The sequence below is a fragment of the Microbispora sp. H11081 genome, from assembly GCF_012999535.1.
GTDB lineage: Bacteria > Actinomycetota > Actinomycetes > Streptosporangiales > Streptosporangiaceae > Microbispora.
Genome location: NZ_JABBWV010000003.1, coordinates 492,987 through 515,908, shown reverse-complemented (window position 1 = coordinate 515,908; position 22,922 = coordinate 492,987). Strand labels below are relative to the sequence as shown.

Below are 22,922 nucleotides of genomic sequence, written 5' to 3'. Positions count from 1 at the left end.
GCAGGGGTATGCGGACACGCGTCGCCGGGGTATGCGGACACGCGCGCACCACCGCTCAGCCGCCCGACCCCCCGCCGGGCGAAGCCCCGGTGACGGCCTGCGTCTCCCGCTCGATCACGTACTGCAGCGACACGCCCTCGGAGTCGCTGTTGCCGAGGATGACGCCGACCCAGCCGGTGTCCGGGTAGATGCTCCAGTTGGCGACGACACCCGGATTGCCACCGGCACGCTGGAACATCCACTGACCTTCGACGATGCTGATCGGGATCCCGTACGAGCCGAACGACCTCGGTCCGTGGGGGATCTTGGCCGCGGTGAGCACGTCGGCCCAGGGCCGGTCCAGCAGCGTGCCGTCACCCAGCGCCCGCGCGAACCTGACCAGATCCGGAGCGGTGGCGAAGCCGCCGTCCCCCGGGGCGTCGATGAAGGCGCGGCCCGGATTCTTGCCGAGTACCCACGGGTCCGGGCTGCTTTTGTCCAGGTTGCGGACGGCGTCCACCTGGCTGCCGTCGTCCAGCGTCATGTACGGATGCGCGATGCGCCTGTCGGTGAGCCACTGCGGCCTGGTGTAGAACGCCGAGCCGGTCATGCCGCAGCGCCTGAAGATCTTCTCCTCGACGTAGTCCCAGTACGTCGTGCCGGTCACGACCTCCACGATCAGCCCGGGAATGACGGCCTCGGCCTCCTGGTGGGTGGTGGTGGGAACGCCGGGGACACCCACCAGCTTCGCCTGCCGGGCCCGCCGCAGGTAGTGGTCGCTCACCTCCGCCCGGCTCTGGAAGACGCGTTGCACGTCCTCGGCCGGACTGTCCAGCCCGGAGGTGCCGGACAGCAGGTGGTGGATGGTCACCCGCCTGGCGACCTCCGGGTCGAGACCCGTCAGGTGCTCGCCCAGCGGGTCGGACAGCCGCACCCTGCCGCGCTGCGCCAGTTGCAGAATCGCCACCGCGTGGAACGGCTTTCCGGCCGAGCTGAGGCTGAACGCGGTGCCCTCGTGATTGCGAATCCCCTTCTCCCTGTCCGCCATGCCATAGCTGCGGGACAGCACCGTACGGCCCTGGTGCGACAGCATCACCACACCCGAGAACCCGCGCTCGGCGGCCAGGCGTGCCACGTACCGGTCGTAGGCGCCGCCGGGCAGGGTGTCCCGCGGGATCCGGTCGCGGCGGGGCGAGCCGGTGGGAGTCGGGGCGGCGTGGCCGGCCCCGGCGCTCGCCAGCGGCCCGCCGGCCGCCACGAGCCCGGCGGCCGCCAGCCCGCCCCACTTGACCAGCCGCCGCCGGTCCACGCCACCTCTCGAACTCAGGTCCATGTCAGAGCCTTCCTCGGTCGACGAATCCGGCGCCGGCGGTGGTGCGCGCCGGTTCACGCCCTCATCGAAGACGCGGGGCTGTCGCGGTGGCGTATGCGGTTTTCGATACGTCCGGGATATGCCGAATCCCCGTGCCGCGTGGGTGCGTCGTTCTTGCGGCCATGACAACCGCCCCCCAGGCGACGACATGGACGACCGCCGCCCGGCGCCATCGTTTCGCCGCCTTCCTTATCGACAATCTGGTCCTGCACGACGTCCTCGCCGGGATCGTCGTGGTGGACGTGTCCTCGAAGGCGCCGACGGCGTAGCCGCCGTTCACCGCCCGTCGCCGAGGCCGCCGTACCCGGATGCCCGGAACAGGAAGGAGGCCCAGGAGCGGTAGGGCCGCCACGCCTCGGCCACCTTCCGGTACGCGGCGGGCGGAGCGTCCTGCGGCAGGCCGTACGCCTCGCGCAGGATCGCGAACAGGCGGGGCTCGTCGCCCGGAAACGCGTCCGGCGCGCCCGCGCCGCGGATGAGGATCAGACCGGCAGAGAACGGCCCCACGCCGGGCAGCGCGCGAAGCTCGGCCAGCGCCTCCAGGGGGTCGAGCGCCCGCAGGTGCTCGGTGGTGAGCACGCCGTCGAGCGCCGCGCGGGCCAGCCCACGCAGCCACTCCTCCTTCTGCGCGGGCAGGCCGAGCCCGTCCGCCTCCAGCAGGGTCACGGGCGGGGGGAAGGCGGCGTACGGCTCCCCGTCCACGAGCACCCGCGCGCCGTACCGCTCCGCGATGCGCTGTTTGATCCGGGCGGCGACGAGCATCGACGAGCGCTGCACGATGACCGCCCAGCAGGCCGCCTCCCAGGGGCTCCAGAAGCACAGCGGGCGCAGCCCGGGGCTCTTCCGCCACAGGTCGCCGAGCACCGGGTCGGCCTCGCCGATCTCGGCGAAGCCGGAGCCGTCCACGTCGAGGGAGAGGATGCGCGCCACCTCCTCGCGGATCGCCGGGCCGGCGGCCCTGGTCGTGGCGACGGCGACCCCGTCGGGCGCGGCGGTCACGGTCACGCCGATCGGCAGCCAGTCGGACTCCGCGCAGTAGGCGAAGCGCAGCGCCCGCCCGTCGGCGGGCAGCCCGCCGGTGACCGGCCAGCCCTCGGTGAAGCGCAAGGTGGCGCCGAAGTCGAAAGGACCGCGTGCCGTGAGGGTGAAACCGTGCCTGGTCATGGGCCTCATCGTATGAGCGGAGACCGACAGACGATCTTCCGGCGGGGTGGCCCGGCCCGCCGTCCCGCCTCGCCGACGCGCCGCGAGCCGGGACCCTGTCAGCCGAAAGCTTTCGGTGAACGACTTTCGGTTTTCACTGTCGCCATACCACCGTTGTTGCCTATTCTTCGGGAGTATGGGATTTTCCCCGTGACCATAAACCGGACTAACTGGCATTTCTGTGCCGATCGCGGAGCAGGCCGTCGTGACGAAACTTTTCGGTTACTCAAGGCGAGGATGGCGCGTGGAGGCGGGATCACCCCGCCCGGCCACCGTCGGCTTGCGTGCTCCTGACGACCGGCGGACCACGAGTTCGGAGGGCACGGGTTCGGAGGGCACGGGACCGGAGCCTCGCGACCACGCCGAGACGGTCGCGACCGGCCTGCCGCCCCGCGGTCGTCCCGGGACGCGGTCGTACGAGAGGAGGGTGTGGCGTGACGGCTGAGGAGTACACACGCCGGCTGGCCCAGTTGATCTCAGAGGTGTCGGACGGCGAGATCACCGTCGAGGAGGTGCTCGCCGCCGGCCACACGCTGTCGGCGCTCGGCCTCACCTCGCCGGCCCGAATCCGGCTCATCGACGCGATCGAGGACGACTTCGGCGTCGAGATGGACCTGAGCGACGAGCCGGCCTCCTTCGAGGACGTCGGCACCCTGTCCGCCCTGGTGGCCCGGGCCCAGGCCGTCCGAGAGACGACACGCGCATGGTGACGGTGACGTTCAGCGGAGCACGGGACGGAGAGGCGCCGCTGACCTGGGGACAGCGGCTGATGTGGCGGGCGATCCACCTGATGGGCGACAGCCAGACCTTCCTGAGCTGCCCGTGGGTGCTCCCGGTGTACGGCAGGCGCGACCTCGGCAGCGTCCTGGACGCGCTGCGCGTGCTGCTCGAACGCCACGAGAGCCTGCGTACGACCTTCGCCTCGACCCCGGACGGGCCGGTGCAGCGGGTCGCCCGCGACGGCGAGCTGACCGTGGACATGGTGGAGTCGGGACAGGACCGGGCGCTGCGGGTCGCCGAACGGGTCGCGGACGAGCTGGGCCGGACGGCCTTCGTCCACGACAAGGACCTGCCGCTGCGCTGCGCCGTCGTACTGAAGAACGGCCGCCCGACGGCGCTGGCACTGGCTTTCTCCCACCTCGCGGTGGACTTCCAGGCGCTGAACACTCTCTCGGAGGACTGGAAGATCCTGATGCGCGGCGAGAAACCGCCGCCCGTCGAGTGGCAGCCGATGGACCAGGCCGCCGCGGAGCGCGAGGAGCCGTACCCCGCCCGCTCGGCCAAGTCGGTCCGATACTGGCACTCAGTGCTGGCGGACGGGCCGCTCGACGTGTTCGACCATCCGCCGCGCGAGGCCGACGACCCCCGGTTCATCGAGGTCGGCATGGAGTCGACGGCGCTCGCCGTCGCGGCGCAGCGACTGGCGGAGCGCTGGACGATGAGCACCACCAGCGTGCTGCTCGCGGCCTGCGCCACCGTGCTGGCCACGGTGAGCGGCCGCCCGCGCGCGGTCATGCAACTCGTGCACAGCAACCGCCGCGACCCGCGCACCCGCGCGATGGTCGGCACCGTGGAACAGGACGGCCTGTTCGTGCTCGACCTGCCGGGCACGGACTTCGCCGCCGCCTGCCGCGCCGCGCAGCGAGGGGCGCTCAGGGCGTACCGCAACGCGCACTACGACCCGTTCGAGATGCAGGCCATGCGGGAGGAGATCGGCCGCCGCCGCGGCCGCGAGCCGGACCTCGACGCGTTCTTCAACGACAGGCGGACCACCGGCACCTGGCCGGGCCTGCCCCCCGTCGGCTCTGACGAGGACGTGGCCCGCCTTGTCGGGCAGACCCGGACGTACGTCACGAACGCCTGGCCGGGTGTCCGTTTCAAGGCGTTCTTCACGGTCGTCTCGGCCCCCGACACCGGGAAGCTCACCCTCATCGTGGACACCGCGTACCTGCCCAGGGATGTCGCCGAGGCGATGCTGCGCGGCGTCGAGGCCCTGCTGGTCCGCTCGCTCACCGAGGACGTCCCGATGGCCGCCATCCCCAAGGTGTGCGGGATCGGCCCGTACGCCGGGAGCCCGACCTAGAGCTCCCAGGGTGATGGCTGGGGCTGAGGCCCCTCGATTCGAGGTGGGAGGTCAGGGCTGCTGGACCGCCAGGCGCAGGCCGAAGCCGATGACGACGAGGCCGGTGAGCCGGTCCAGGGCGCGCTTGACCACGGGCCTGCGCAGCCAGCCGCGCACCATGCCGGTGAACCCGATGAGCACGGCGCTCCACACGAGCCCCTGGCACCCGTGGACGCCCGCCAGGAGCACGCCCATCACCGCGTGCGGCACGCCCTCGGGCATGAACTGGGGCAGCACCGCGACGTAGAAGGCGCCCACCTTCGGGTTGAGCAGGTTGGTCAGCAGGCCCCGCCGAAACGCCGCTCCCCACCCGGCGTCCGCCGGGCCGGGCTGCGCCGCGTCGTCCGCCCGGCTGTCGCGGCTGTGCCAGAGCATCCTGCCGCCCATCCAGATCAGGTACGCGACGCCCGCCCACCGCAGCACCTCGTACGCCACCTGGGAGGCGGTGAGGAGCGCGGACAGGCCGGTGGCCGTGACCAGGCCCCACAGCAGGGTGCCCGCCTGGATGCCGAGCGCCACGGCCCAGGCCGGCCTCCGGCCGGCGAGCAGCGACGTACGCAGGATCAGGGCGGTGTCCAGACCCGGCGTGAGCGTGAGGAATGCCACGATGACGGCGAACGATGCGATCGCCCCGTAAATGTCCACGATCGGTCACCGTAGCCCACGCCCGCATCCCGCACATCGGGGATTCCGGTCACCGGGGATTCTCTCGGCAGGCCGCCAAAATGAACCGCGGTTTAGCATCAAAACATGGACGAACCACTGCCGGTAAGGCTGGCGGACGGCCGCAACCTGAAATGCGACACGTGCGAGAACGAGCTGTTCGAGCGGCACCGCTGGAAGCTGCAGACCACGGGCATGACGTTTATGAATCTCGACTGGGCCAACCGCGACGCCACGTGCTTCGTATGCACCGGTTGCCGTCGCATCCACTGGTTCCACTGGTGAGCGGACGGTGAGCGGAGCTCATAGGTAGCGCCAGGCGGCCGCGATCTCTCGCAGGGCCTCTGGCACGTCCTCGGGAACGGGCAGCGGGCGGCCAGGCTGGACCCGCCCGCTCCGGATCTTGTCGCGCCAGTCGCCGATGCCCTTCACGAAGTCGCCGTGGTCCTTGTCGCCGTACCGGACCATCTCCGGCTCGTACTCGACCCCCAGCCAGGCGCAGATCCGCCGCAGCTCGCCCTCCGTGTCGTCGACGAGCCGCTCGTACCTGACGTCGATCCCTTCGTGCCGGCGCCTGGCCTCCTCCAGGTGGCGCATGTACTGCAGCGTGTGCCGTACGGCCTCGTCCATGGGCCGCGCCTTCGGGTCGGCCTCGTGCCAGGACCTGGCGATCGACGCGGGATGGCGCAGCAGGAAGACGAACCGGGCATCCGGCCAGCACGTCATGATGCGGCGGTAGGCGAACACGTTGCTGGGCGTCTTGTCCACGATGACGTCCTTGCCGCTCCTGACCAGTTCCCGGTGCAGCAGGCGGTCCCACAGGATGTGCTCGATGTCGCTCGGGCGGTGGCCGGCCGCCTCCATGGCCTGCCGTACGGGATCGGTGGTGAGGGTCACGGCGACCCGCCGGACGTGCAGTTCGTGCGGCGCGTGGATCCTGCTGTGGCTGTTCAGCAGCACGCGCAGGAGCGTGGAGCCGGACCTGACCGGTGAGAGCACGAAGACGGGCGCGCGCAGCAGGCGGTCGGCGGCGGGATCGGCGGGCGGGCGCGGCGCGTCTCTCGGTTCCGCGGCGGGTACGGCCCGCGGCCGGGCTCGCGTGATGACGTAACCGGTCATCCCTTCGACGGCGGCGTTGACCCTGCTCTTCCATGCCATGGCCGCGACCGTAGGGAGGCGTGGTGGCCTCGCGGTTAACGGAGGCTGGGGATTTCCGAAGTCGAGACAGCCGAGCCGGGCGCGCCGGTCGCGGTCACGCCGGCGACAGGACCAGAACGGCGTGGTCGGGCGACACGCTCGTGAGCCGGAGGCCGATGTCGCCGATCCTGCCGGGCCGTCCCAGGGCCAGCGTCAGCGCGCCGTCGGTGTGACAGCGGCCGTTGACGCACTCCTGGCTGACTCCGGCGTTGTCGCCCTCGACGCGGTAGGCCCCTCCGCCCGCCTCGAAACGCAGCCGCACCCCACCCGGGCCGAGCGCGACGACCTCGATCTCGTCGAGGCCCTTCCGGTCGAGCCGCAGCCGGTCCCCCGGGCGGACCGCCACCTCGCAGTCGGCGTCCAGGCACGCCCGCGGGTCGGCCGCGGCCGTGACGACCGACGGAGCAGGCGAGGGCGTCACGGCGACCGTGGCCGGCGCGGCGGCATCCGTGGCGGCGGGTTCCCGCCGCACCTGCGGCTGCGGCGTCCCGCACGCCGCGAGCAGCAAGGCCATCGGCATGACGACGAGGCAGGCCCGGCCGATCAGGCGGGACGCGTACGGCCCTGGACGCATGACTCTCCCCCGCGACGGCTGTGCCGTTCCGTGGCACCGGCGGCCGGGCGTCTCCGCCGTGGCGGCGTCGGCGCGGGCCCCGATGCGTGACCTGGTCGAGCCTTCCCCGGACGCGCCGGCCCCAATCGGAAGATCGGGAGTCACAGGCTGAGCGCGCCGGTGATCTGCCGGGCGGTCCTGCGCACGGCCGCGCCCAGGCGCGGCAGCGCCGCCGCTTCCGCCGGGGCCGCGACCGCGACGGCCATGCACACCCCGCCGTCCGGGCCGAAGACGGGCGCCGCGGCGCAGCACACGCCCTCGGCGAACTCGTCCCGCGCGTAGCCCACCCCCTCGCCGCGGATGGCGGCGAGTTCGCGGTCGAGCGCGGCCGGGCCGGTCACCTTACGGCCCGTCACCGTGCGGCCGGTCACCCGCCGCAGAGCCGGCGCGGCGAGGAACGCCGTACGCAGGCCCGCGTCGTGGGCCAGCAGCACCTTGCCCGCGGCCGTGCAGTGCAGCGGCGCCCGGTCCAGGCCGTCGGACGGCGATTTCACCCGGTTGTGCCCGTACAACCGCTCGACGTACGCCACCTCGAACCCGTCCGGCACGGCAAGGTTGACCGTCTGCCGGGTGGCCTCGTACAGCTGGAGCAGGTGCGGCAGGACCACTCTGCGGGAGCCGGGCAGGTGGCGGCCCTGGATCACCCAGCCGCGCCGGGCCACGAGGTCGGCGACGCGTCCGCCGACCGTGTAGTCGCCGCCCGTGCGCGTGACCAGCCCTCGCCGCTGCAGGGTCGCGAGCAGGCGGTGGGTGGTGGTCTTGGAGAACCCGGTGGACTGGTGCACCTGGGTGAGGTTCATCGGCCGCGTGCCGGCGGCCAGGCACAGGAGAATCTCGATCCCGCGCTCCAGGCTGCCGAGGGCGGAGGCCGCCTCGGGCCCACGGACGCGATCCGACGCTACGAACAAGATCCCCCCGCGACGCTCGCCAACCAGATCTTGACCGGCCAGCGGTCACCTTAGCCGCGTCGCGCCGCCTGTGCGGGAAGAACGCGGTTACTCAGCGTGAGCCGCCAGCCCCACCTGGCCGCCGACTCCGTCGCACTCGGCCGCGGCCAGCACGGCGACGAGCAGGCCGGGAAACCTGGTCTCCAGGTCGTCGCGGCGCAGCACGACGAAACAGCGGGTGCCCTCCTGACGGGTGCGCGTGATCCCGGCGTCGCGCAGGACCCGCAGGTGGTGACTGAGCGTCGACTTGGCGACCGGTGCCCGCAACTCCCCCCAGCCATGCTCCCGCCCGTCGGCCAGCAGCCGGACCAGCCCCACCCTGATCGGATCGCTCAGCGCCGCCATGACCGCGGTGAGGGAGATCTCGTCCAGTTCGGGGTGGTGCGCCTGCTTCATGGGCCAATGGTAACTTGTTCGTAGTTTGACGAACATCGAACAACTGGAGTCGCGTTGACCGGACCAGCAGGCGGCATCTTCACCGGCCGAGTCGTCGTCGTCACCGGGGCGGGCTCGGGCATCGGACGCGCCGCCGCCCTCGCCTTCGCCCGCGCGGGAGCACAGGTCCTCGGAGTCGGCCGCCGCGCCCACGCCCTTGAGGAGACCGCCCGGCAGCACCCGGGCGTCGCCGTGCTCGCCGCCGACCTGCGCGCCGCCGACGCGCCCGAGACGATCGTGCGCACGGCCGCCGACCGCTGGGGCCGGGTGGACGTGCTGGTCAACAACGCGGGCGCGACCACGATCATGCCGTTGGCCGAGACGACGGCGGCGCGCGTCACCGACCTGTTCGACCTCAACGTCACCGCACCCAGCCTGCTCGCCCGGGCGGCGCTGCCGCACCTGCGCGAGACGCGCGGGTCGATCGTCAACATCTCGAGCACGTACGGTCACCGGCCGCTGCCCGGCGGGGCCCACTACGCCGCGTCGAAGGCCGCGATCGAACAGCTCACTCGAAGCTGGGCGCTGGAACTGGCCGGGGACGGGATCCGGGTCAACGCTCTGGCGCCCGGCCCGACCGAGAGCGAAGCCCTCGTCGCCGCCGGCCTCCCCGAGTCCGTCGTCGAGCAGATCAAGCGGGACGAGGCCCGCCGCATCCCCATCGGCAGGCGTGGTGAGCCCCGGGAGGTGGCCGAGTGGATCCTCCGACTCGCCGACCCCGCCGCGACCTGGCTCACCGGCCAGGTCCTCACCGTGGACGGCGGTCTGGAGCTCACCTGACCCGGGCGGACGCCTCCGGCCGGGGCGCTCGGCGAGCGTCCCCGGCCGGAGGCGGCGCGCCTCAGTCCACCTCGACGCTCTCCAGCAGGCCGAGGGCGTCGGGGACCAGGACGGCCGCCGAATAGTAGGTGGTCACCAAGTAGGTGATGATCGCCTTGTCGTCGACACCCATGAAGCGCACCGACAGGCCGGGCTCGTACTCGTCCGCCAGCCCGGTGCGGCGCAGGCCGACCACGCCCTGCTTCTCCGCGCCGGTGCGCATCACCATGATGGTGCTGAGCCCGTCCTCGCTGACCGGGATCTTGTCGCAGGGCAGGATCGGCACCCCCCGCCACGACATGACCGTCGCCCCGTTCACCTCGGTGACGTCCGGATACACCCCGCGCCTGGTGCACTGCCGCCCGAAGGCGGCGATGGCGCGGGGATGGGCGAGGAAATAGTGCGAGCTGCGCCGCCGGGCGAGCAGCTCGTCGAGGTCGTCGGGGGTGGGCGGGCCCGAGCGGGTGTGCACGCGCTGCTTGAGATCGGCGTTGTGCAACAACCCGAAGTCGCGGTTGTTGACCAGCTCGTGCTCCTGACGCTCCCGCAACGCCTCGATCGTCAGCCGCAACTGCTGCTCGGTCTGATTCATCGGCTCGTTGTACAGATCCGCCACCCGCGAATGCACCCGCAGGATCGTCTGCGCCACACTCAGCTCGTACTCACGCGGCCCCGGCTCGTAGTCCACGAACGTCCCCGGCAGCGTCGCCTCACCCACATGCCCCGCCGCCAGCGCGATCTCCGCCTCGCCGTGCCGGTTCACCGGTCGCGCCGACACGGGACGGCCGAGGTGCTCGCGCAGGCCCTCGGACAACGCGGTCAGGTTGTCCAGTGCCGGCCGTTCGAGGACGAGGACGATGCACGAGGTGAGTGCCTTGGCGGGCGCGGCCCCCGGACCCGCGAGGTCGCCCAGGTGGTCTCCGTCGGCCAGGACCTGGAGCAGGGCCTCGCCGCCGTACGCGCCGGCGCCGACACGTGCGATCTTGCCGTGGGCGACGAGCACGACCTGTCCCCGCGGCACCGGCTCCTCCGGGCGCAGGTCGTGCTGGACGAACCGGTCGGCCAGCGCTCCGAGGACGTCGAGATCGCCGAAATCACGCAGGGACGGCAGCTCGCACAGCTCGGCCGGGACGACCCGCACCCGGGCACCGGTGGACACGAAGCTCACCCGTCCGTCCCCCACCGTGCAGGTGAGCCTGCGGTTGACCCGGTAGACGCCGCCCTGGACCTCGGTCCACGGCAGCACGCGCAGCAGGTGCCGCGGAGTGATCTCCCGCATCTGCGGCGGCGTCTTGGTGGTGGTCGCCAGGTTCCGCGCGGCGGCCGTGCTCAGGGTCAGGCGCGAAGCGCCCGGAAGGTCGCGCGGCTCGGTCATGGCGCCCCCACCGGCAGCGGAAGACCATCAGCGGCGAGGCCGGCCGGCCCGGAGGGCGGCGTGAGCGCCGGCGGCGCGATGGACAGGATGCGCGCGCCGGCCGTGCCGAGGCCCGTCGGGCCCTGCGACCACCGGGCCGTGGGACCCCTGCGCAGCTCCTCCTCGAAGTAGCGCCGGGACCGCTCGTGCCAGCGCAGGATCGCCGCCATCCAGTTGCGCAGGTCGGACACGTATCCGTCGACCGACTCCCGCACCTCCTCCCGCGCCTCCATGCGGTCGAGCAGGGCGGGCAGGTCGACGGTGGTGATGTGCTCGAACTGCCGCATCCGGCTGGTCATGAGCGCGTCCACCGCGGTCACCGCCTCGTCGGGGGCGCAGTCGAAGAAGGTGCCGAGCACCACGACGGCGTTGTGCAGCTCCCCTTCGAACTGGACCTCCTTCTGGTAGGAGAACAGGTCGTTCAGCAGACACGCGTAGTCCTGGGCCGCGTCGGTCATGCCGAGGAACTCGCGGGTGCGGTGGATCTCCGTGGGGATGACCCGGCCGGGCGCCAGCCTGGCCAGGCTCATCGTCATCTGCGAGCCGAACGTCGCGCGCCGCATCTCGATGTAGTCGATCGGGTCGGGCACGCGGTGCCTGGCCTGGTTGTCCAGCTCCCACACCCAGCTGTCGATCATGTCCTCGACGGCGGCGCGGAAGTCCCGGCGGGATTCCTCCGGCAGCGGCCCCGCGGTGCGCGGCCACAGGTCGGCCAGCCCGCGTTCGAGCCCTGTCATCGGGGTCAGCCTCGGCACGAGGTCCAGCGGCATGAACTCCTTGAGCCGCCGGTTGCCGAGCTTCGCCCCGACCAGGTCCCGCGCCGGCCCGTAGACCCGGGGGTAGTAGTCGTCGCCGTACGTCCCCCAGGCCAGCCAGTTGGTGGCCAGGATCAGCTCTTCGGCTGTGGCGTCCGGGTTGATGCCGGACGCGCACAGGGCGAGGTCGAAGCCGACGAGTTGCGGTTCGTTCCACACGGCCGTCGCCGGGATGCCGGGGACCCCGTCGAAGAAGCCCATGGCCGCGCACCACTCGACGTCCGCCGCCCGTGCCGCGTCCAGGTGCGGGTTGTCGCGCACCTCGAACGGCATGTACGGCTTCGGCAGCCGCACCGAGACCCGCTGGTACGGCGTGTGCGTGTGGTTGCGCAGGCCGCCCGCGCCGGTGAGGTGGGCGAGGGAGACGTTCATGCCGAGCGGCCCGGGGAGGCCTCCCGATTTGGTGTAGCGACTGGAGGCGGTGTGCCAGGCGTGTCCGCCCGCCTGCCAGTCCTGGAGCCCTTTCACGTAGCTCAGCACCAGCGCCTGCTCGGGCGGCAGGACCCCTTCGTCGGCGAAGAGGGCCGGCAACTCGGTCAGCGCGGTGTGCTCGAACTGGTGCAGCCGGGAGGTGAGCAGGTCGTTGGTGATCTCCACGGCCAGATCGGTATCGCAGCCGAAGAAACGCTCACAGACCAGCACACAGTTGGACAGCTCACCCTCCCGCAGCACCTCCCGTTCGTAGGAGAACAGGTCGTTGCGCAGGTGCACGGCGTCGGCGAACGACTCCGTCAGCACCCGGATCGGGCGGGAGCCCGCCAGCCTCGCGGGCAGTTCCGCACCGGCCGCGTGCTCCACCAGGGCGGCCGACCACGGCGCGCCGCCGACCTTCCTGCGCTCCTCGATGTACTCGATCGGGTTGGAGACGGCATCCCGCTCGATGTGGAACAGCTCCCACATCGACTCCTGCAGCAGATCCCGGGTGACCAGGACGAACCTGTGCCGCCACGCCTCGGACATGGCGGGCACGGTCCTGGGCCACAGGTCGGCCAGGCCCCGCTCCACGGGGTTCGACGGCTCGGGCGGGTCGTCCGACATGAACGCGTCGAGCCGGTCCAGGTAGTCCTGGGCGCCGTCCAGGTCCCTGCCGCGTTTGAACGTCTCCAGGAAGTGGTCGTCGAAGTAGAAGACCCACACGTACCAGTCCGTGATCAGGTCGAGTTCCGGGGCGGAGCAGTCGGGATGGGTGTAGGCGCACATCAGGCCGTAGTCCATCGCCTCCAGCGACTCCGCGGTCCAGATGTCGGGGTCGTCGAGCATGCCCATGTCCGCCGCCCATCCCCGGGTGTGCGCCCGGGCCGTCTCCACGTGCGGGTTCAGCCGTGGCGGATAAGGGAGGTAGAAGTCCGGCAGCCGGTAGGACATCAGAGGACCTCGACGCTCTCCAGGATGGCGAGGGCGTCGGGGACCAGGACGGCCGCCGAATAGTAGGTGGTCACCAGGTAGGAGATGATCGCCTTGTCGTCGATGCCCATGAAGCGCACCGACAGGCCGGGCTCGTACTCGTCCGCCAGCCCGGTGCGGCGCAGGCCGACCACGCCCTGGTCCTTCTCCCCCAGGCGCATGACCATGATCGAGCTGATGCCCTTGTCGTTGACCGGGATCTTGTTGCACGGCAGCATCGGCACCCCGCGCCAGGCCGGCGCCTTCTGACCGTTGATCTCCACGGTCTGCGGGTAGATGCCCCTGCTGTTGCACTGGCGGGCGAAGGCCGCGATCGCCTTGGGGTGGGCGAACATGACGCTCGGGTTCTTCCACACCATCGCGAGCAGCTCGTCGAGGTCGTCGGGGGTGGGCGGGCCCGAGCGGGTGTGCACGCGCTGCTTGAGATCGGCGTTGTGCAACAACCCGAAGTCGCGGTTGTTGACCAGCTCGTGCTCCTGACGCTCTCGCAACGCCTCGATCGTCAGCCGCAACTGCTGCTCGGTCTGGTTCATCGGCTCGTTGTACAGATCCGCCACCCGCGAATGCACCCGCAGGATCGTCTGCGCCACACTCAGCTCGTACTCACGCGGCCCCAGCTCGTAGTCCACGAACGTCCCCGGCAGCGTCGCCTCACCCACATGCCCCGCCGCCAACGCGATCTCCGCCTCGCCGTACCGGTTCACCGGCCGGTCCGGGTCCTCGTGGTAGGCCTGCACGTGCTCGCGCAGCCCGTCCGACAGGGTGAGCAGCCGTTCGAACTCCTCCCTGCGGAGGGCGAGCACGGTGCACGGCGTCACGGCCTTAACCGTCCACTCCCACCGCGCGTCCGCGTTCACCAGCATCTGCTCGCCGACGTACTCGCCGTCGGCCAGGACACCGAGCAGCGTCTCGTTGCCGTACGCCCCCTGGCCGAGCTTGTCCACCTTGCCGTGGGCCAGGAGCACGACCTCGTCCATGGGAGCGCCTGCCTCGGCGATGAGCTGACCGGACTCGTACTCCCTCTGGGTGAACAGGTCCGCCATCGCGGCGAGCACGTCGGCGTCGCCGAAGCCGCGCAGGGCGGGAAGCTCGCACAGCTCGGCGGAGATGACCCGCACGTCCGCTCCCGTCGAGACGAACGTCACCCGCCCGTCGGCCATCTGGTAGGTCAGCCGCCGGTTGACCCGGTAGGCGCCGCCCACCGCCTCGATCCACGGCAGCACGCGCAGCAGATGACGGGAGGTGATCTCCTGCATCTGCGGCGGGGTCTTGGTCGTCGTGGCCAGGTTGCGCGCGGCCCTGGTGCTCAGGCTGAGCCGGTTGTCGTTCGGCATCGTGGTTTCGGTCACAGCGCTTCACCCCATCTGTTGTCGGCACGGCGGCCGGTGTTTCGGTGACTGGTCACGCTCGTCGCGGACCGGCGGAGGGGAGGAGAGAAAGGTCAGGGACGCGCGGACCGGGAGGGCCCCGGCCCGCGCCTGCCGGTCGCACGCGTCACCGGACGCGGCGGGTGAGCCGCTCGGTGAGCACGGCGAGCGCGCGCGCCGCCTCCGGGACGATCGCGGGGTCGCCCAGCGCCTCGATCGCCTGCGCGGCCCGCAGGGCGATGAGCTCCTCGACCTCGTCGAGCGCGCCGGTGTCGACGATGACCTGCCGGAGCTCGGCCGCCCGCCGCTCGTCCAGGCCCGGGTCGCCGTGCCAGGTCAGCAGCAGATCGCGCTCGGGTCCCCGTGCCCGCGCGTACGCGTTCGCCATGAGCACGGTCCGTTTGCCCTCGCGCAGGTCGTCGAGGACCGGCTTGCCGGTCACGGCGGGGTCGCCGAAGACGCCGAGGACGTCGTCGCGCAGCTGGAACGCCTCCCCCAGCGGCAGTCCGAACCGGGAGTACGCGTCGAGCAGGGCGGGCGGCGCCCCGGCGAGCGCCCCGCCGATCTGCATCGGGCGCTCCACCGTGTAGCGGGCGGTCTTGTAGCGGATCACCGTCAGGGCCTGCTCGACGTCAGAGTCGGCGCGCGTGTGGGCCAGGATGTCGAGGTACTGCCCGGTGATGACCTCGGTGCGCATCCGGTTGAACAACTGACGGGCCGCCCGTCCCCGCACGTCGGCGGCGGTGGCGTCCGCGAACAGTTCGTCCGCCCATGCCTGCGCGAGCACCCCGAGGAGGATGGCGGCGGACCGGCCGAAGGTCTCGGCCGCCGCCCGTCGCGGGACCCCGGCGAGCCCCGTGTGGATGGTCGGCCGTCCACGGCGCAGCTCGCTGCCGTCCATGACGTCGTCGTGGATCAGCAGGCCGGCGTGGTAGAGCTCCAGCGCCGCGCCGGTGGCGACGGCTCGGTCGTCGTGCGCCGCCTCGCCGCCCGCGCCCCGCCAGCCCCAGTAGCACAGCAGCGGCCGGATGCGCTTGCCGCCCTCGACGACGAACTCGCGCAGCAGCCGGTAGCCCTCCGCGACGTCCTGGTCGCCGACCGGCGGACGCCGCGCGTCGAGGAAACCGGCCAGCAGCTCGTCGACCCGTCTCCGCACCCGGCCGGTCATGCCGGTGATGGACGTGTCCACGATTCCCGCCGTCATGGTCGGTCTCCTCGCTCGACGAGCCGGTTTCCCCTCGCGGAAAGTTACTTAATGAACACGCAAAGTAGAACCACCAGTTCCGATAGTCGGAACTTCTCGCCGGTGCGCACAGTTCAAGGCGCACGGTTCAGCGGGGTCGAGCCCGCCATGGCGGGCGCTCCCGCCGCACGACCGCGGGAGGCAGGGCGATCAACAGGGCGATCAGCAGGGCGATCGCGACGAGAAGCCCGCTCAGCCACAGTGGGCCGAGGTCTCCCGCGGCGGTGCCGAGGGTGGCCGCGGCCATGAGCGGCCCGGCGGCCGCGCCGACGTTGAGCGCCGCGGTCGCGTACGAGCCCGCCATGGCGGGCGCTCCCGCCGCCTCGTAGAGGACCCGCGTGATCAACGTGCTGCCCAGGGCGAACGACAGCGCGCCCTGGACGAACACCAGGGTGAGCAGGAGGGCCGGCTCTCCGGCCAGGACGGCCAGCGCCGGCCAGCCGATGAGCAGAAGCGGGCCGCCTGCTGCGATGACCAGCCCGGAGTGCTGGTCGGACAGCCGTCCCGCGACGGTGACACCCACGAACGAGCCCGCGCCGAAGAGCACCAGGACGACGGGGATCCACAGCGGATCCATCCCAGCGGCGCCGGTCACCACGGGGGCGAGGAAGGTGAAGCTCGCGAAGGTCGCCGCGTTCACCAACGCGCCGAGCAGCATGGCCAGGATCAGGCGCGGGCTCCTGAGCTGCGCGAGTTCCCGCGCGAGTCCCGGTCGCGGCACCCGCCCGCCGGCCTCGCCCGCCCGCCCGGAACGCGCCGGGATGCCCCAGAGGATGCCGGCGGCCGCGGGCACGCAGAGGACGGCGACCGCCCAGAACGTGACCCGCCACCCGAACATCGCGCCGAGCACCGCCCCTCCCGGGACCCCCGCGACGGTCGCCACCGTCGTTCCCGACAGCAGCACGGCCAGAGCCCGGCCCTTACGGTTCGCGGGGACGACGGCGGCGGCCGTCGTCACGGCCACGGCGAGGAACCCCGCGTTCGCGAGCGCGGCGACGATCCGGCTCGCGAACAGGACAGGGAAGTTCGAGGTGGCGGCGCCCACGACGTGGGCCGCCACGAAGACGAGGACGAAAGCGAGGAGGCCGGACCGGGGAGGCCGGTCGCGGACGAGCCCGGCCATGAGCGGGGCTCCGGCGATCATTCCGATCGCGAAGGCCGAGGTCAGCGTGCCCGCCGTCGCGACGGTCACGCCGAGGTCCGCGGCGATGTCCGGCAGGAGGCCGGCGAGCATGAACTCCGAGGTGCCCATGGCGAAGACCGCCACGGCGAGCGAATAGAGCGAAAGAGGCATCGAGTGGCTCCGAGGCGATGAGAAGCACGAGAAGGAGGCGTCTCGTCACCGCGGTCAGCACCCGCGAGCGCACGCGCCCGGCCGCGGACGCGCGGCGGGACGACGGATTGGCGAACTCAGTGGTGCAGGGGGCTGACGGCGTGACCGAAAGCCCCCACCCTGGATGCCTCGGGGCTCGACATGGCCCACACGATATCCACCCGACGCCCGTCGGCGTCCACCCGTTTTCCCGCACACCGGGCCGTGCCGCCGACGCTCAGTCGGCCCTGCCGAACTGGGCGACGGCGGTGACGAGCAGGGCGAGCCCGAGAGCCGCGAGCACCGCCACCTCGACCGGGATGGGGACATGCCAGCCGCCCCACGTCATCCCCGGCGCGAGCCGGTCCCGTACGGCGGGAGCCAGGTCCAGATGGGCGAAGACCAGCCGCCTGATGGGGTCAACGGCGTAGGACAACGGGTCGATCCGGTTGAGCACGGCCAGCCACGCGGGGAGGTTCGACGCGGGGAACATCGCGCCCGACATGAAGTAGAGCGGCATGATCAGCAGTTGGTTGAGCGCCATGAACGACTGCATCTGCCGCACCCGCACGGACATCGCGACCCCGAAGGCCGTGATGGTGAAGGCCAGCAGGATCTGGATGCCGAACACCCCGAGCATCAGGCCCGGCGCGTACGGAACGCCCGCCGCCCCGGCGATGCAGATGACGACGAGACCTTGGACGGCCGCGACCGTGGCCCCGCCCAGGCACTTGCCGACGACGATCGACGCGCGGGACACCGGCGCGACCAGCATCTCCCGCAGGAAGCCGAACTCGCGGTCCCAGACGATGGAGGCCGCCGATGACATGGCGGTGAACAGCACGGCCATGGCGAGGATGCCCGGGTAGAGGAAGGTCCGCAGGCCGAGCCCGCCGGTGCCGCCCGAGGTGAGCTGCGACAGGCCGGTGCCGAGGACGAAGAGGAACAGGAACGGCTGGACGAGAGAGGTGAGGATCCGCAGCGGGCCGTTGAAGAACCGGATGAGCTCGCGCTGCCAGACCACCTTGATCGCGCGCAGTTCGCTCGCCACGCCGCGCCCCGGCACCCGCACCCTCGTGATCGGCAATGTCATCGCATGCCTCCCCGCGCCGCCGCGAGCGCGCCGAGGCCGCGTGCGCCGTTCACCTGGGCGTCGCGGATCGACCGGCCGGTGTAGGACATGAACACGTCGTCGAGGCTGGGCCTTGCCACGCTGACCGAGCGGATCGGCAGCCCCAGCCGGGAGAACAGCTCGGGCACGAACCGCTCACCCTCGTCCACGTGGAAGACGACCACGTCGCCGGACGCGACCGCCCGGATGCCGAACCGCTCGTCCAGGGCGGCGACCGCCGCCGCGCCGTCGTCGGCCTGTATCTGGACGCGGTCCTTGCCGACGCCGGCCTTCAGCGCGTCCGGGGTGTCGAGCGCGATGACCCGGCCGCCGTCCATGATGGCGATGCGGTCGCAGTGCTCGGCCTCGTCCATGTAGTGGGTGGTCAGGAAGACCGTGATGTCCTCGGCCTCCTTCAGCTCCCTGATGTAGGCCCAGATCGAGCTCCTGGTCTGCGGGTCGAGGCCCACCGTGGGCTCGTCGAGGAACAGCACCCGCGGCGAGTGCAGCAGGCCGCGGGCGATCTCCAGTCGTCGTCGCATGCCGCCCGAGAACGTCGCGACCTTCGCCCCGCGCCGGTCCCACAGCCCCACCATCTCGAGCACGCCCCGAAGCCGCGGACCGACGTCCGCGCGCGGCACGCCGTACAGCTCGGCGTGGAAGCGCAGGTTGCGCTCGGCCGTGAGGTAGCCGTCCAGCGTCGGGTCCTGGAAGACGAGCCCGATCGAGCGCCGGACGTCGTCACGTTCGCGCACCACGTCGTATCCGGCCACGCGCGCCTGTCCGGCCGTGGGCGTGGTCAGCGTGCAGAGCATGCTGATCGTCGTGGACTTGCCGGCGCCGTTCGGGCCGAGGAAACCAAAAATCTCCCCTCTCCGCACGGTCAGATCGAGACCGCGTACGGCCTCGACGTCGTCGTAGTGCTTGGTCAGACCGGTGGCGACCACCGCCGGATACGTCATCGCGCCCCCTTTGGTTACACTTGGTGTAACAGTACACTAGATGTAAGAAAGGGGACGATACGCTGTGCCCATGAGTGCGGGCGGGCTGCGGGAGCTGAAGAAGAGCCGGACCCGCCAGCTCATCGCCGACACCGCCAACGCGCTCTTCCGGTCCCGGGGCTTCGACGAGGTCACCGTGGATGAGATCGCGGCTGCCGCGCAGGTGTCGAAGAAGACGGTGTTCAACCACTTCCCGACCAAGGAGGACCTGGTCTTCTACCGGGCGGAGGACCGGGAGGCCATGTCCCTGGCGGCGGTCACCGACCGTCCTGCCGGGGTCTCGATCCTCGACTCCTTCCGCGCGCTGTGCCTCGCGCAGACCAGGCTCGTCCCCGGCATGCGGCGCGACCTCGACCATCCGCGCGGCTTCTTCGAGCTGGTCAGCGGCAACCCCTCGCTGCAGCGCAAGATGCACGAGGTCAACGAGCGGATCGTCCGGGTGCTCGCCGACGCGCTGGCGGCCGAGGCGGGCGCGGAGCCCGGCGACCCGCTGCCCGGCATCGTCGCCTCGACGCTGGTCGGGGCGCAGCGGACGCTGTACCGGCGGCTGCGTCAGCGGGTCGCGGCGGGCGGGCCCGACGAGGAGATCGAGCGCGCCCACCGCGCGGACGTCGAACGGGTCTTCGGCCTGCTCGGCGCGGGCCTGGGCGGCTACCCGCCGGCCTGACTGCTGTTCGGCCTGACCGCTACTCGGCCAGACTGTTATTCGGCCTGACTGTTATTCGGCCTGACTGTTATTCGGCCTGACTGTTATTCGGCCTGACTGTTATTCGGCCTGACTGTTATTCGGCCACCGCGACCCTGGCCTCCGAGCCGTCCACGGTCTCGGCGCGCTCGCGCCGCCAGGGGCCGTGGAACAGGAAGACGGCGGGCCCGAACAGCGCCAGGCACACCAGGGAGACCACCAGCCAGGTCTGCCAGCTCGTGGCCTCGACCACGTGCGGGATGACCAGCAGGCCGACCACGGCGATCGCCTTGGTGAGGAAGCCGAACAGCCCCCAGGCCGTGCCCTGCAGCCGGGGGTCGACGTCCTCGGCGTCCTCGGAGTAGTTCGCCATCCACGGCCCGTACGCCACACCGAGCGAGCCGCCGAGCAGCGCTCCGACGATCATCAGCATGCCGCTGGAGACGTCCTGGCCGCCGAGGAGTGACGCCAGGTAGGCGGTGACGAGCACGGCCGCCACGGTGCCGCCCAGGGTGAACGGCTTGCGCAACTGGGTGCGGTCGGACAGACGCCCGGCGACGATCAGGGTGATCAGGTTGAGGCTCCAGAAGCACGCCATGATCGTGGACGCCTCCGCGGCCGTGATGCCGAGCGCCCCGACCAGCATGGTCTGCCCGAAGAGCGTGAGCGTGACGTAGAGCACCAGCCACAGCGAGATGCCGATCACGTGCGCCCAGATGTTGCGCCGGACGAACAGCGAGGTGACCCTGGCCGGCCTGGTCAGGTCGACGACGTCAATGGACCGGCGCTCGGTGTGCTGGATCTGCGCGCGCAACTCGGGCGACAGGTCGGCGATGTTGAGCGCGATGACGATCGAGATGACCAGCGAGAAGCAGCCCATGATGACGAACTGCGACCGCCAGGAGTCGTCGAAGATCGGGAGCGTCCAGCCCGCGACGGCGGCGGCGAGGAAGTTGGCCCCCACAGGACCCCAGGTCCAGAAGCCGAACGCCTGGGCCCGGCCGAGGCGCGGCGAGAAGTCGCGGACCAGCGGCGCGGTGCTCGCCATCGCCACCCCGTCGACGAAGGCCAGCACGATCCTGGCGATCAGCAGGTCACCCGGGTCGTGGACGAGCGTCATGCCGAAGCAGCACACGGCGGTCAGCAGCATGAGCGGGACCAGCAGGCGCACCCTGCCGAGCCGGTCGGTGAGCCTGCCGCCGACCGCCGACGCGACGGCCCCCGCGACCGCCGCCGCCCCGGACACCGCGCCGTACGTCGCGAGGGACATGTCGAGGTCCTTGAGGAGCAGGGGGACCACCGGAGCGATCTGCGCCTCATAGGAGCCGATGAGAACGGCCAGCACGGCCATCGTGAGGATCTTCATGCGACGGCCCCCGGTGGGGTACTCGTCGAGCTCGCGTACGTAGGACAGGCCCATAGACACGCCTTTCTCGTCATCCCCCCGTCCTGGAATGAGTTCTAGAAGCAAGCTCTAGAATTCATTTCCATGAATGTTCCGCCTCCTCACCGCCGGAGTCAAGGGGCAGTGAGGAGCCGTTCCGGACCCGCGCGACGACGGAGCCCTCAGCCCGCGGCAGAGGGCTCTCGCCAAACTTAGATCCAGGTTCTAGAATCCAGCTCTAAGACTTCCCTCCGCCTCAGAGGAGAACGATGACCGCATCGCCCAAACCCGTCCCGAAGCCGACGCCGGAGACCCAGCCGTTCTGGGACGGCACGGCGGAGGGAGTCCTGCGGATCCAGCGCTGCCGTGCCTGCGCGCGGCACTACTTCTATCCACGGCCCGCCTGCCCCCGCTGCGGCTCCGACGACGTCGCCTGGGTGACGGCCAGCGGCAGGGCCACCCTCTACTCGTACGTGATCAACCATCGCCCGGCTCCCGGCTTCGAGCAGGACGGGCCGTACGCGATCGCGGTCGTGGAGCTGGAGGAGGGCGTGCGGATGATGACGAACATCGTCGGCGTCGAGATCACCCCGGAGAACCTGCCCCTCGACATGGAGCTGCGCGTGGTGTTCGAACAGCGCGGCGACGTGCGCGTCCCCCTCTTCGAGCCCGCTGGAGGTCCCACCAGATGAACATCGTCATCGCGGGCGCGGCCGAGACCGACGAGCTCGGCAAGCTGCCCCACATGTCCACCGCGCAGCTCCACCTCCAGGCCGCGCGCAACGCGCTCGCCGACGCCGGGATGACCAAGGACGACATCGACGGCGTCGCCACCGTCGGCGTGCCAGGCCCGATCCAGATCGCCCACGCGCTCGGAATCGCCCCGGCCTGGCTCGACGGCACCGGCGTGGGCGGCTCGTCCTTCCTCTTCCACGTACGGCACGCCGCCGCGGCCATCAGGGCCGGGCTGTGCACGACCGTGCTCATCACCCACGGCGAGTCGGGCCGGTCGCGGGTCGGCGCACCCCGGCCGGCCCTCGGCCCCGACTCGCTGATCGGCCAGTTCGAGATGCCGTACGGCGTGCTCGGCCCGCCCACCATGTTCACGCTGACGGCGCTGCGCTACATGAAGGAGACCGGGCTCACGCACGAGCAGCTCGCGGAGGTCGCGGTCGCGCAGCGCCGGTGGGCGCACCGCAACCCCCGGGCCATGTTCCAGGACCTGATCACCGTCGAGGACGTGCTCGCCTCCCGGATGGTCGCCTACCCCTTCCACCTGCTGGAATGCTGCCTGGTCACCGACGGCGGCGGCGCGCTGATCGTGACGTCCGAGGAGCGCGCCCGCAGGTCGCCGGTCCACCTGCTCGGCTCCGGCGAGTCCGCCGAGTCGCCGATCATCTCCCAGATGGAGGACTTCACCACCTCCGCCGCCTTCCGCCGCTCCGGCGAGGCCGCCTTCGCCGAGGCGGGCATCGCGCACGACGACGTGGACCACCTCATGATCTACGACGCCTTCGCGCACGTCCCGATATACGGCCTGGAGGACCTCGGCTTCGTCAAGCGCGGCGAGGCCGGGCCGTTCATCGCCGAGGGCCACACCTCCCCCGGCGGCCGTCTCCCGCTCAACACCAACGGCGGCGGCCTCTCCTACACCCACACCGGCATGTACGGGATGTTCGCCATCCAGGAGTCCGTACGGCAACTGCGCGGCGAGGCCGCCGCCCAGGTGCCCGATGTAGAGATCAGCGTGGTCCTCGGCAACGGCGGCATGTTCGCCTCCGCCGCAACCCTCGTCCTGTCCAACCACCGCCCCTGACCACCGCACCGGACAAGAAA

At 71.3% G+C, this 22,922-nt stretch carries 23 protein-coding genes; 8 read left to right on the top strand and 15 right to left on the bottom strand.

Annotation, left to right across the window (positions count from 1 at the left end; translation table 11 throughout):
* Positions 1-55: 55 nt before the first annotated feature.
* On the bottom strand, positions 56-1,312 hold the full coding sequence (locus HHX31_RS11975; RefSeq protein ID WP_169948147.1) for a serine hydrolase: 1,257 nt from the start codon (positions 1,310-1,312) through the stop codon (positions 56-58).
* Between the two features lie 161 nt (positions 1,313-1,473).
* On the opposite strand from HHX31_RS11975, the gene HHX31_RS11970 reads away from it, so the two are divergent.
* Entirely contained in the window at positions 1,474-1,620 is a 147-nt protein-coding gene (locus HHX31_RS11970; protein WP_169948145.1) for a hypothetical protein, read from the top strand.
* Positions 1,621-1,627: 7 nt separating this feature from the next.
* Here the strand turns inward: HHX31_RS11970 and HHX31_RS11965 are convergent, their stop codons facing one another.
* Positions 1,628-2,515, bottom strand: coding sequence for a DNA-3-methyladenine glycosylase (locus HHX31_RS11965; protein ID WP_169948142.1), 888 nt, complete (start codon positions 2,513-2,515; stop codon positions 1,628-1,630).
* A gap of 473 nt (positions 2,516-2,988) precedes the next feature.
* On the opposite strand from HHX31_RS11965, the gene HHX31_RS11960 reads away from it, so the two are divergent.
* Together HHX31_RS11960 and HHX31_RS11955 are read left to right on the top strand one after the other, a co-directional pair.
* Positions 2,989-3,264 (top strand): acyl carrier protein, encoded by a 276-nt coding sequence (locus HHX31_RS11960; protein WP_169948140.1) that lies wholly within the window; start codon positions 2,989-2,991, stop codon positions 3,262-3,264.
* Positions 3,258-4,637, top strand: a complete 1,380-nt coding sequence (locus tag HHX31_RS11955) for a condensation domain-containing protein (protein ID WP_169948138.1) — start codon at positions 3,258-3,260, stop codon at positions 4,635-4,637. Before HHX31_RS11960 ends, HHX31_RS11955 begins: the two co-directional genes overlap by 7 nt.
* A 51-nt stretch (positions 4,638-4,688) precedes the next feature.
* On the opposite strand, the gene HHX31_RS11950 is transcribed toward HHX31_RS11955, so the two are convergent.
* Positions 4,689-5,321 carry a LysE family translocator gene (locus HHX31_RS11950; protein ID WP_169948136.1) on the bottom strand — a complete coding sequence of 211 codons (633 nt, stop codon included), beginning with the start codon at positions 5,319-5,321 and terminating at the stop codon, positions 4,689-4,691.
* Positions 5,322-5,426: 105 nt separating this feature from the next.
* Here HHX31_RS11950 and HHX31_RS11945 point away from each other — a divergent pair, with 105 nt between their 5' ends.
* Positions 5,427-5,624, top strand: a complete 198-nt coding sequence (locus HHX31_RS11945; RefSeq protein ID WP_169948134.1) for a hypothetical protein — start codon at positions 5,427-5,429, stop codon at positions 5,622-5,624.
* Positions 5,625-5,642: 18 nt separating this feature from the next.
* On the opposite strand, the gene HHX31_RS11940 is transcribed toward HHX31_RS11945, so the two are convergent.
* From HHX31_RS11940 to HHX31_RS11925, 4 genes are all read right to left on the bottom strand, one after another.
* Positions 5,643-6,497 (bottom strand): sulfotransferase, encoded by an 855-nt coding sequence (locus HHX31_RS11940; RefSeq protein ID WP_169948132.1) that lies wholly within the window; start codon positions 6,495-6,497, stop codon positions 5,643-5,645.
* Positions 6,498-6,591: 94 nt separating this feature from the next.
* Positions 6,592-7,110 carry a hypothetical protein gene (locus HHX31_RS11935; protein ID WP_169948130.1) on the bottom strand — a complete coding sequence of 173 codons (519 nt, stop codon included), beginning with the start codon at positions 7,108-7,110 and terminating at the stop codon, positions 6,592-6,594.
* Positions 7,111-7,250: 140 nt separating this feature from the next.
* Positions 7,251-8,057, bottom strand: a complete 807-nt coding sequence (locus HHX31_RS11930) for an IclR family transcriptional regulator (protein ID WP_169948128.1) — start codon at positions 8,055-8,057, stop codon at positions 7,251-7,253.
* 87 nt (positions 8,058-8,144) lie between these two features.
* Positions 8,145-8,492, bottom strand: a complete 348-nt coding sequence (locus HHX31_RS11925) for a helix-turn-helix transcriptional regulator (protein ID WP_169948126.1) — start codon at positions 8,490-8,492, stop codon at positions 8,145-8,147.
* A gap of 54 nt (positions 8,493-8,546) precedes the next feature.
* On the opposite strand from HHX31_RS11925, the gene HHX31_RS11920 reads away from it, so the two are divergent.
* The gene (locus tag HHX31_RS11920) at positions 8,547-9,311 is read left to right on the top strand and encodes an SDR family NAD(P)-dependent oxidoreductase (protein WP_169948124.1); all 765 of its coding nucleotides are present in this window, start codon (positions 8,547-8,549) and stop codon (positions 9,309-9,311) included.
* A 61-nt stretch (positions 9,312-9,372) separates the two neighbouring features.
* Here the strand turns inward: HHX31_RS11920 and HHX31_RS11915 are convergent, their stop codons facing one another.
* The 7 genes from HHX31_RS11915 to HHX31_RS11885 all read right to left on the bottom strand — a co-directional run bounded on the left by HHX31_RS11915 (position 9,373) and on the right by HHX31_RS11885 (position 18,978).
* Positions 9,373-10,725 carry a family 2B encapsulin nanocompartment shell protein gene (locus tag HHX31_RS11915; protein WP_169948122.1) on the bottom strand — a complete coding sequence of 451 codons (1,353 nt, stop codon included), beginning with the start codon at positions 10,723-10,725 and terminating at the stop codon, positions 9,373-9,375.
* Positions 10,722-12,944 carry a terpene synthase family protein gene (locus HHX31_RS11910; RefSeq protein ID WP_249345872.1) on the bottom strand — a complete coding sequence of 741 codons (2,223 nt, stop codon included), beginning with the start codon at positions 12,942-12,944 and terminating at the stop codon, positions 10,722-10,724. The genes HHX31_RS11915 and HHX31_RS11910 overlap by 4 nt, the downstream gene beginning before the upstream one ends.
* The gene (locus tag HHX31_RS11905) at positions 12,944-14,317 is read right to left on the bottom strand and encodes a family 2B encapsulin nanocompartment shell protein (protein WP_169948352.1); all 1,374 of its coding nucleotides are present in this window, start codon (positions 14,315-14,317) and stop codon (positions 12,944-12,946) included. The genes HHX31_RS11910 and HHX31_RS11905 overlap by 1 nt, the downstream gene beginning before the upstream one ends.
* A 160-nt stretch (positions 14,318-14,477) precedes the next feature.
* A complete protein-coding gene (locus tag HHX31_RS11900) occupies positions 14,478-15,554 on the bottom strand; it encodes a polyprenyl synthetase family protein (RefSeq protein ID WP_169948120.1) in 1,077 nt (358 codons plus the stop codon).
* A gap of 127 nt (positions 15,555-15,681) precedes the next feature.
* Complete coding sequence (locus HHX31_RS11895; protein WP_169948117.1) at positions 15,682-16,887, bottom strand: Cmx/CmrA family chloramphenicol efflux MFS transporter; 1,206 nt, start codon at positions 16,885-16,887, stop codon at positions 15,682-15,684.
* Between the two features lie 256 nt (positions 16,888-17,143).
* Positions 17,144-17,998 (bottom strand): ABC transporter permease, encoded by an 855-nt coding sequence (locus tag HHX31_RS11890; protein ID WP_169948116.1) that lies wholly within the window; start codon positions 17,996-17,998, stop codon positions 17,144-17,146.
* Positions 17,995-18,978, bottom strand: a complete 984-nt coding sequence (locus HHX31_RS11885) for an ATP-binding cassette domain-containing protein (protein WP_169948114.1) — start codon at positions 18,976-18,978, stop codon at positions 17,995-17,997. Before HHX31_RS11885 ends, HHX31_RS11890 begins: the two co-directional genes overlap by 4 nt.
* Positions 18,979-19,048: 70 nt before the next feature.
* Here HHX31_RS11885 and HHX31_RS11880 point away from each other — a divergent pair, with 70 nt between their 5' ends.
* Positions 19,049-19,684 carry a TetR/AcrR family transcriptional regulator gene (locus HHX31_RS11880; protein WP_169948112.1) on the top strand — a complete coding sequence of 212 codons (636 nt, stop codon included), beginning with the start codon at positions 19,049-19,051 and terminating at the stop codon, positions 19,682-19,684.
* A 115-nt stretch (positions 19,685-19,799) separates the two neighbouring features.
* On the opposite strand, the gene HHX31_RS11875 is transcribed toward HHX31_RS11880, so the two are convergent.
* A complete protein-coding gene (locus tag HHX31_RS11875) occupies positions 19,800-21,122 on the bottom strand; it encodes an MFS transporter (protein WP_169948110.1) in 1,323 nt (440 codons plus the stop codon).
* Between the two features lie 233 nt (positions 21,123-21,355).
* Between HHX31_RS11875 and HHX31_RS11870 the strand changes: the two genes are divergently transcribed.
* Together HHX31_RS11870 and HHX31_RS11865 are read left to right on the top strand one after the other, a co-directional pair.
* Positions 21,356-21,778: a Zn-ribbon domain-containing OB-fold protein gene (locus tag HHX31_RS11870; protein WP_169948108.1), complete on the top strand. Its 423-nt coding sequence runs from the start codon at positions 21,356-21,358 to the stop codon at positions 21,776-21,778.
* Positions 21,775-22,902: a thiolase C-terminal domain-containing protein gene (locus tag HHX31_RS11865; RefSeq protein WP_169948106.1), complete on the top strand. Its 1,128-nt coding sequence runs from the start codon at positions 21,775-21,777 to the stop codon at positions 22,900-22,902. Before HHX31_RS11870 ends, HHX31_RS11865 begins: the two co-directional genes overlap by 4 nt.
* Positions 22,903-22,922 lie beyond the last annotated feature (20 nt).

What these genes read in the sequence shown, in the direction of transcription:
- HHX31_RS11905 (WP_169948352.1), bottom strand. Translation starts at nt 14,317, where the DNA reads ATGCCGAACGACAACCGGCTCAGCCTGAGCACCAGGGCCGCGCGCAAC.
- HHX31_RS11895 (WP_169948117.1), bottom strand. Translation starts at nt 16,887, where the DNA reads ATGCCTCTTTCGCTCTATTCGCTCGCCGTGGCGGTCTTCGCCATGGGC.
- HHX31_RS11870 (WP_169948108.1), top strand. Translation starts at nt 21,356, where the DNA reads ATGACCGCATCGCCCAAACCCGTCCCGAAGCCGACGCCGGAGACCCAG.
- HHX31_RS11915 (WP_169948122.1), bottom strand. Translation starts at nt 10,725, where the DNA reads ATGACCGAGCCGCGCGACCTTCCGGGCGCTTCGCGCCTGACCCTGAGC.
- HHX31_RS11875 (WP_169948110.1), bottom strand. Translation starts at nt 21,122, where the DNA reads ATGGGCCTGTCCTACGTACGCGAGCTCGACGAGTACCCCACCGGGGGC.
- HHX31_RS11955 (WP_169948138.1), top strand. Translation starts at nt 3,258, where the DNA reads ATGGTGACGGTGACGTTCAGCGGAGCACGGGACGGAGAGGCGCCGCTG.
- HHX31_RS11925 (WP_169948126.1), bottom strand. Translation starts at nt 8,492, where the DNA reads ATGAAGCAGGCGCACCACCCCGAACTGGACGAGATCTCCCTCACCGCG.
- HHX31_RS11965 (WP_169948142.1), bottom strand. Translation starts at nt 2,515, where the DNA reads ATGACCAGGCACGGTTTCACCCTCACGGCACGCGGTCCTTTCGACTTC.
- HHX31_RS11970 (WP_169948145.1), top strand. Translation starts at nt 1,474, where the DNA reads ATGACAACCGCCCCCCAGGCGACGACATGGACGACCGCCGCCCGGCGC.
- HHX31_RS11945 (WP_169948134.1), top strand. Translation starts at nt 5,427, where the DNA reads ATGGACGAACCACTGCCGGTAAGGCTGGCGGACGGCCGCAACCTGAAA.
- HHX31_RS11885 (WP_169948114.1), bottom strand. Translation starts at nt 18,978, where the DNA reads ATGACGTATCCGGCGGTGGTCGCCACCGGTCTGACCAAGCACTACGAC.
- HHX31_RS11890 (WP_169948116.1), bottom strand. Translation starts at nt 17,998, where the DNA reads ATGACATTGCCGATCACGAGGGTGCGGGTGCCGGGGCGCGGCGTGGCG.
- HHX31_RS11940 (WP_169948132.1), bottom strand. Translation starts at nt 6,497, where the DNA reads ATGGCATGGAAGAGCAGGGTCAACGCCGCCGTCGAAGGGATGACCGGT.
- HHX31_RS11910 (WP_249345872.1), bottom strand. Translation starts at nt 12,944, where the DNA reads ATGTCCTACCGGCTGCCGGACTTCTACCTCCCTTATCCGCCACGGCTG.
- HHX31_RS11865 (WP_169948106.1), top strand. Translation starts at nt 21,775, where the DNA reads ATGAACATCGTCATCGCGGGCGCGGCCGAGACCGACGAGCTCGGCAAG.
- HHX31_RS11900 (WP_169948120.1), bottom strand. Translation starts at nt 15,554, where the DNA reads ATGACGGCGGGAATCGTGGACACGTCCATCACCGGCATGACCGGCCGG.
- HHX31_RS11880 (WP_169948112.1), top strand. Translation starts at nt 19,049, where the DNA reads ATGAGTGCGGGCGGGCTGCGGGAGCTGAAGAAGAGCCGGACCCGCCAG.
- HHX31_RS11975 (WP_169948147.1), bottom strand. Translation starts at nt 1,312, where the DNA reads ATGGACCTGAGTTCGAGAGGTGGCGTGGACCGGCGGCGGCTGGTCAAG.
- HHX31_RS11935 (WP_169948130.1), bottom strand. Translation starts at nt 7,110, where the DNA reads ATGCGTCCAGGGCCGTACGCGTCCCGCCTGATCGGCCGGGCCTGCCTC.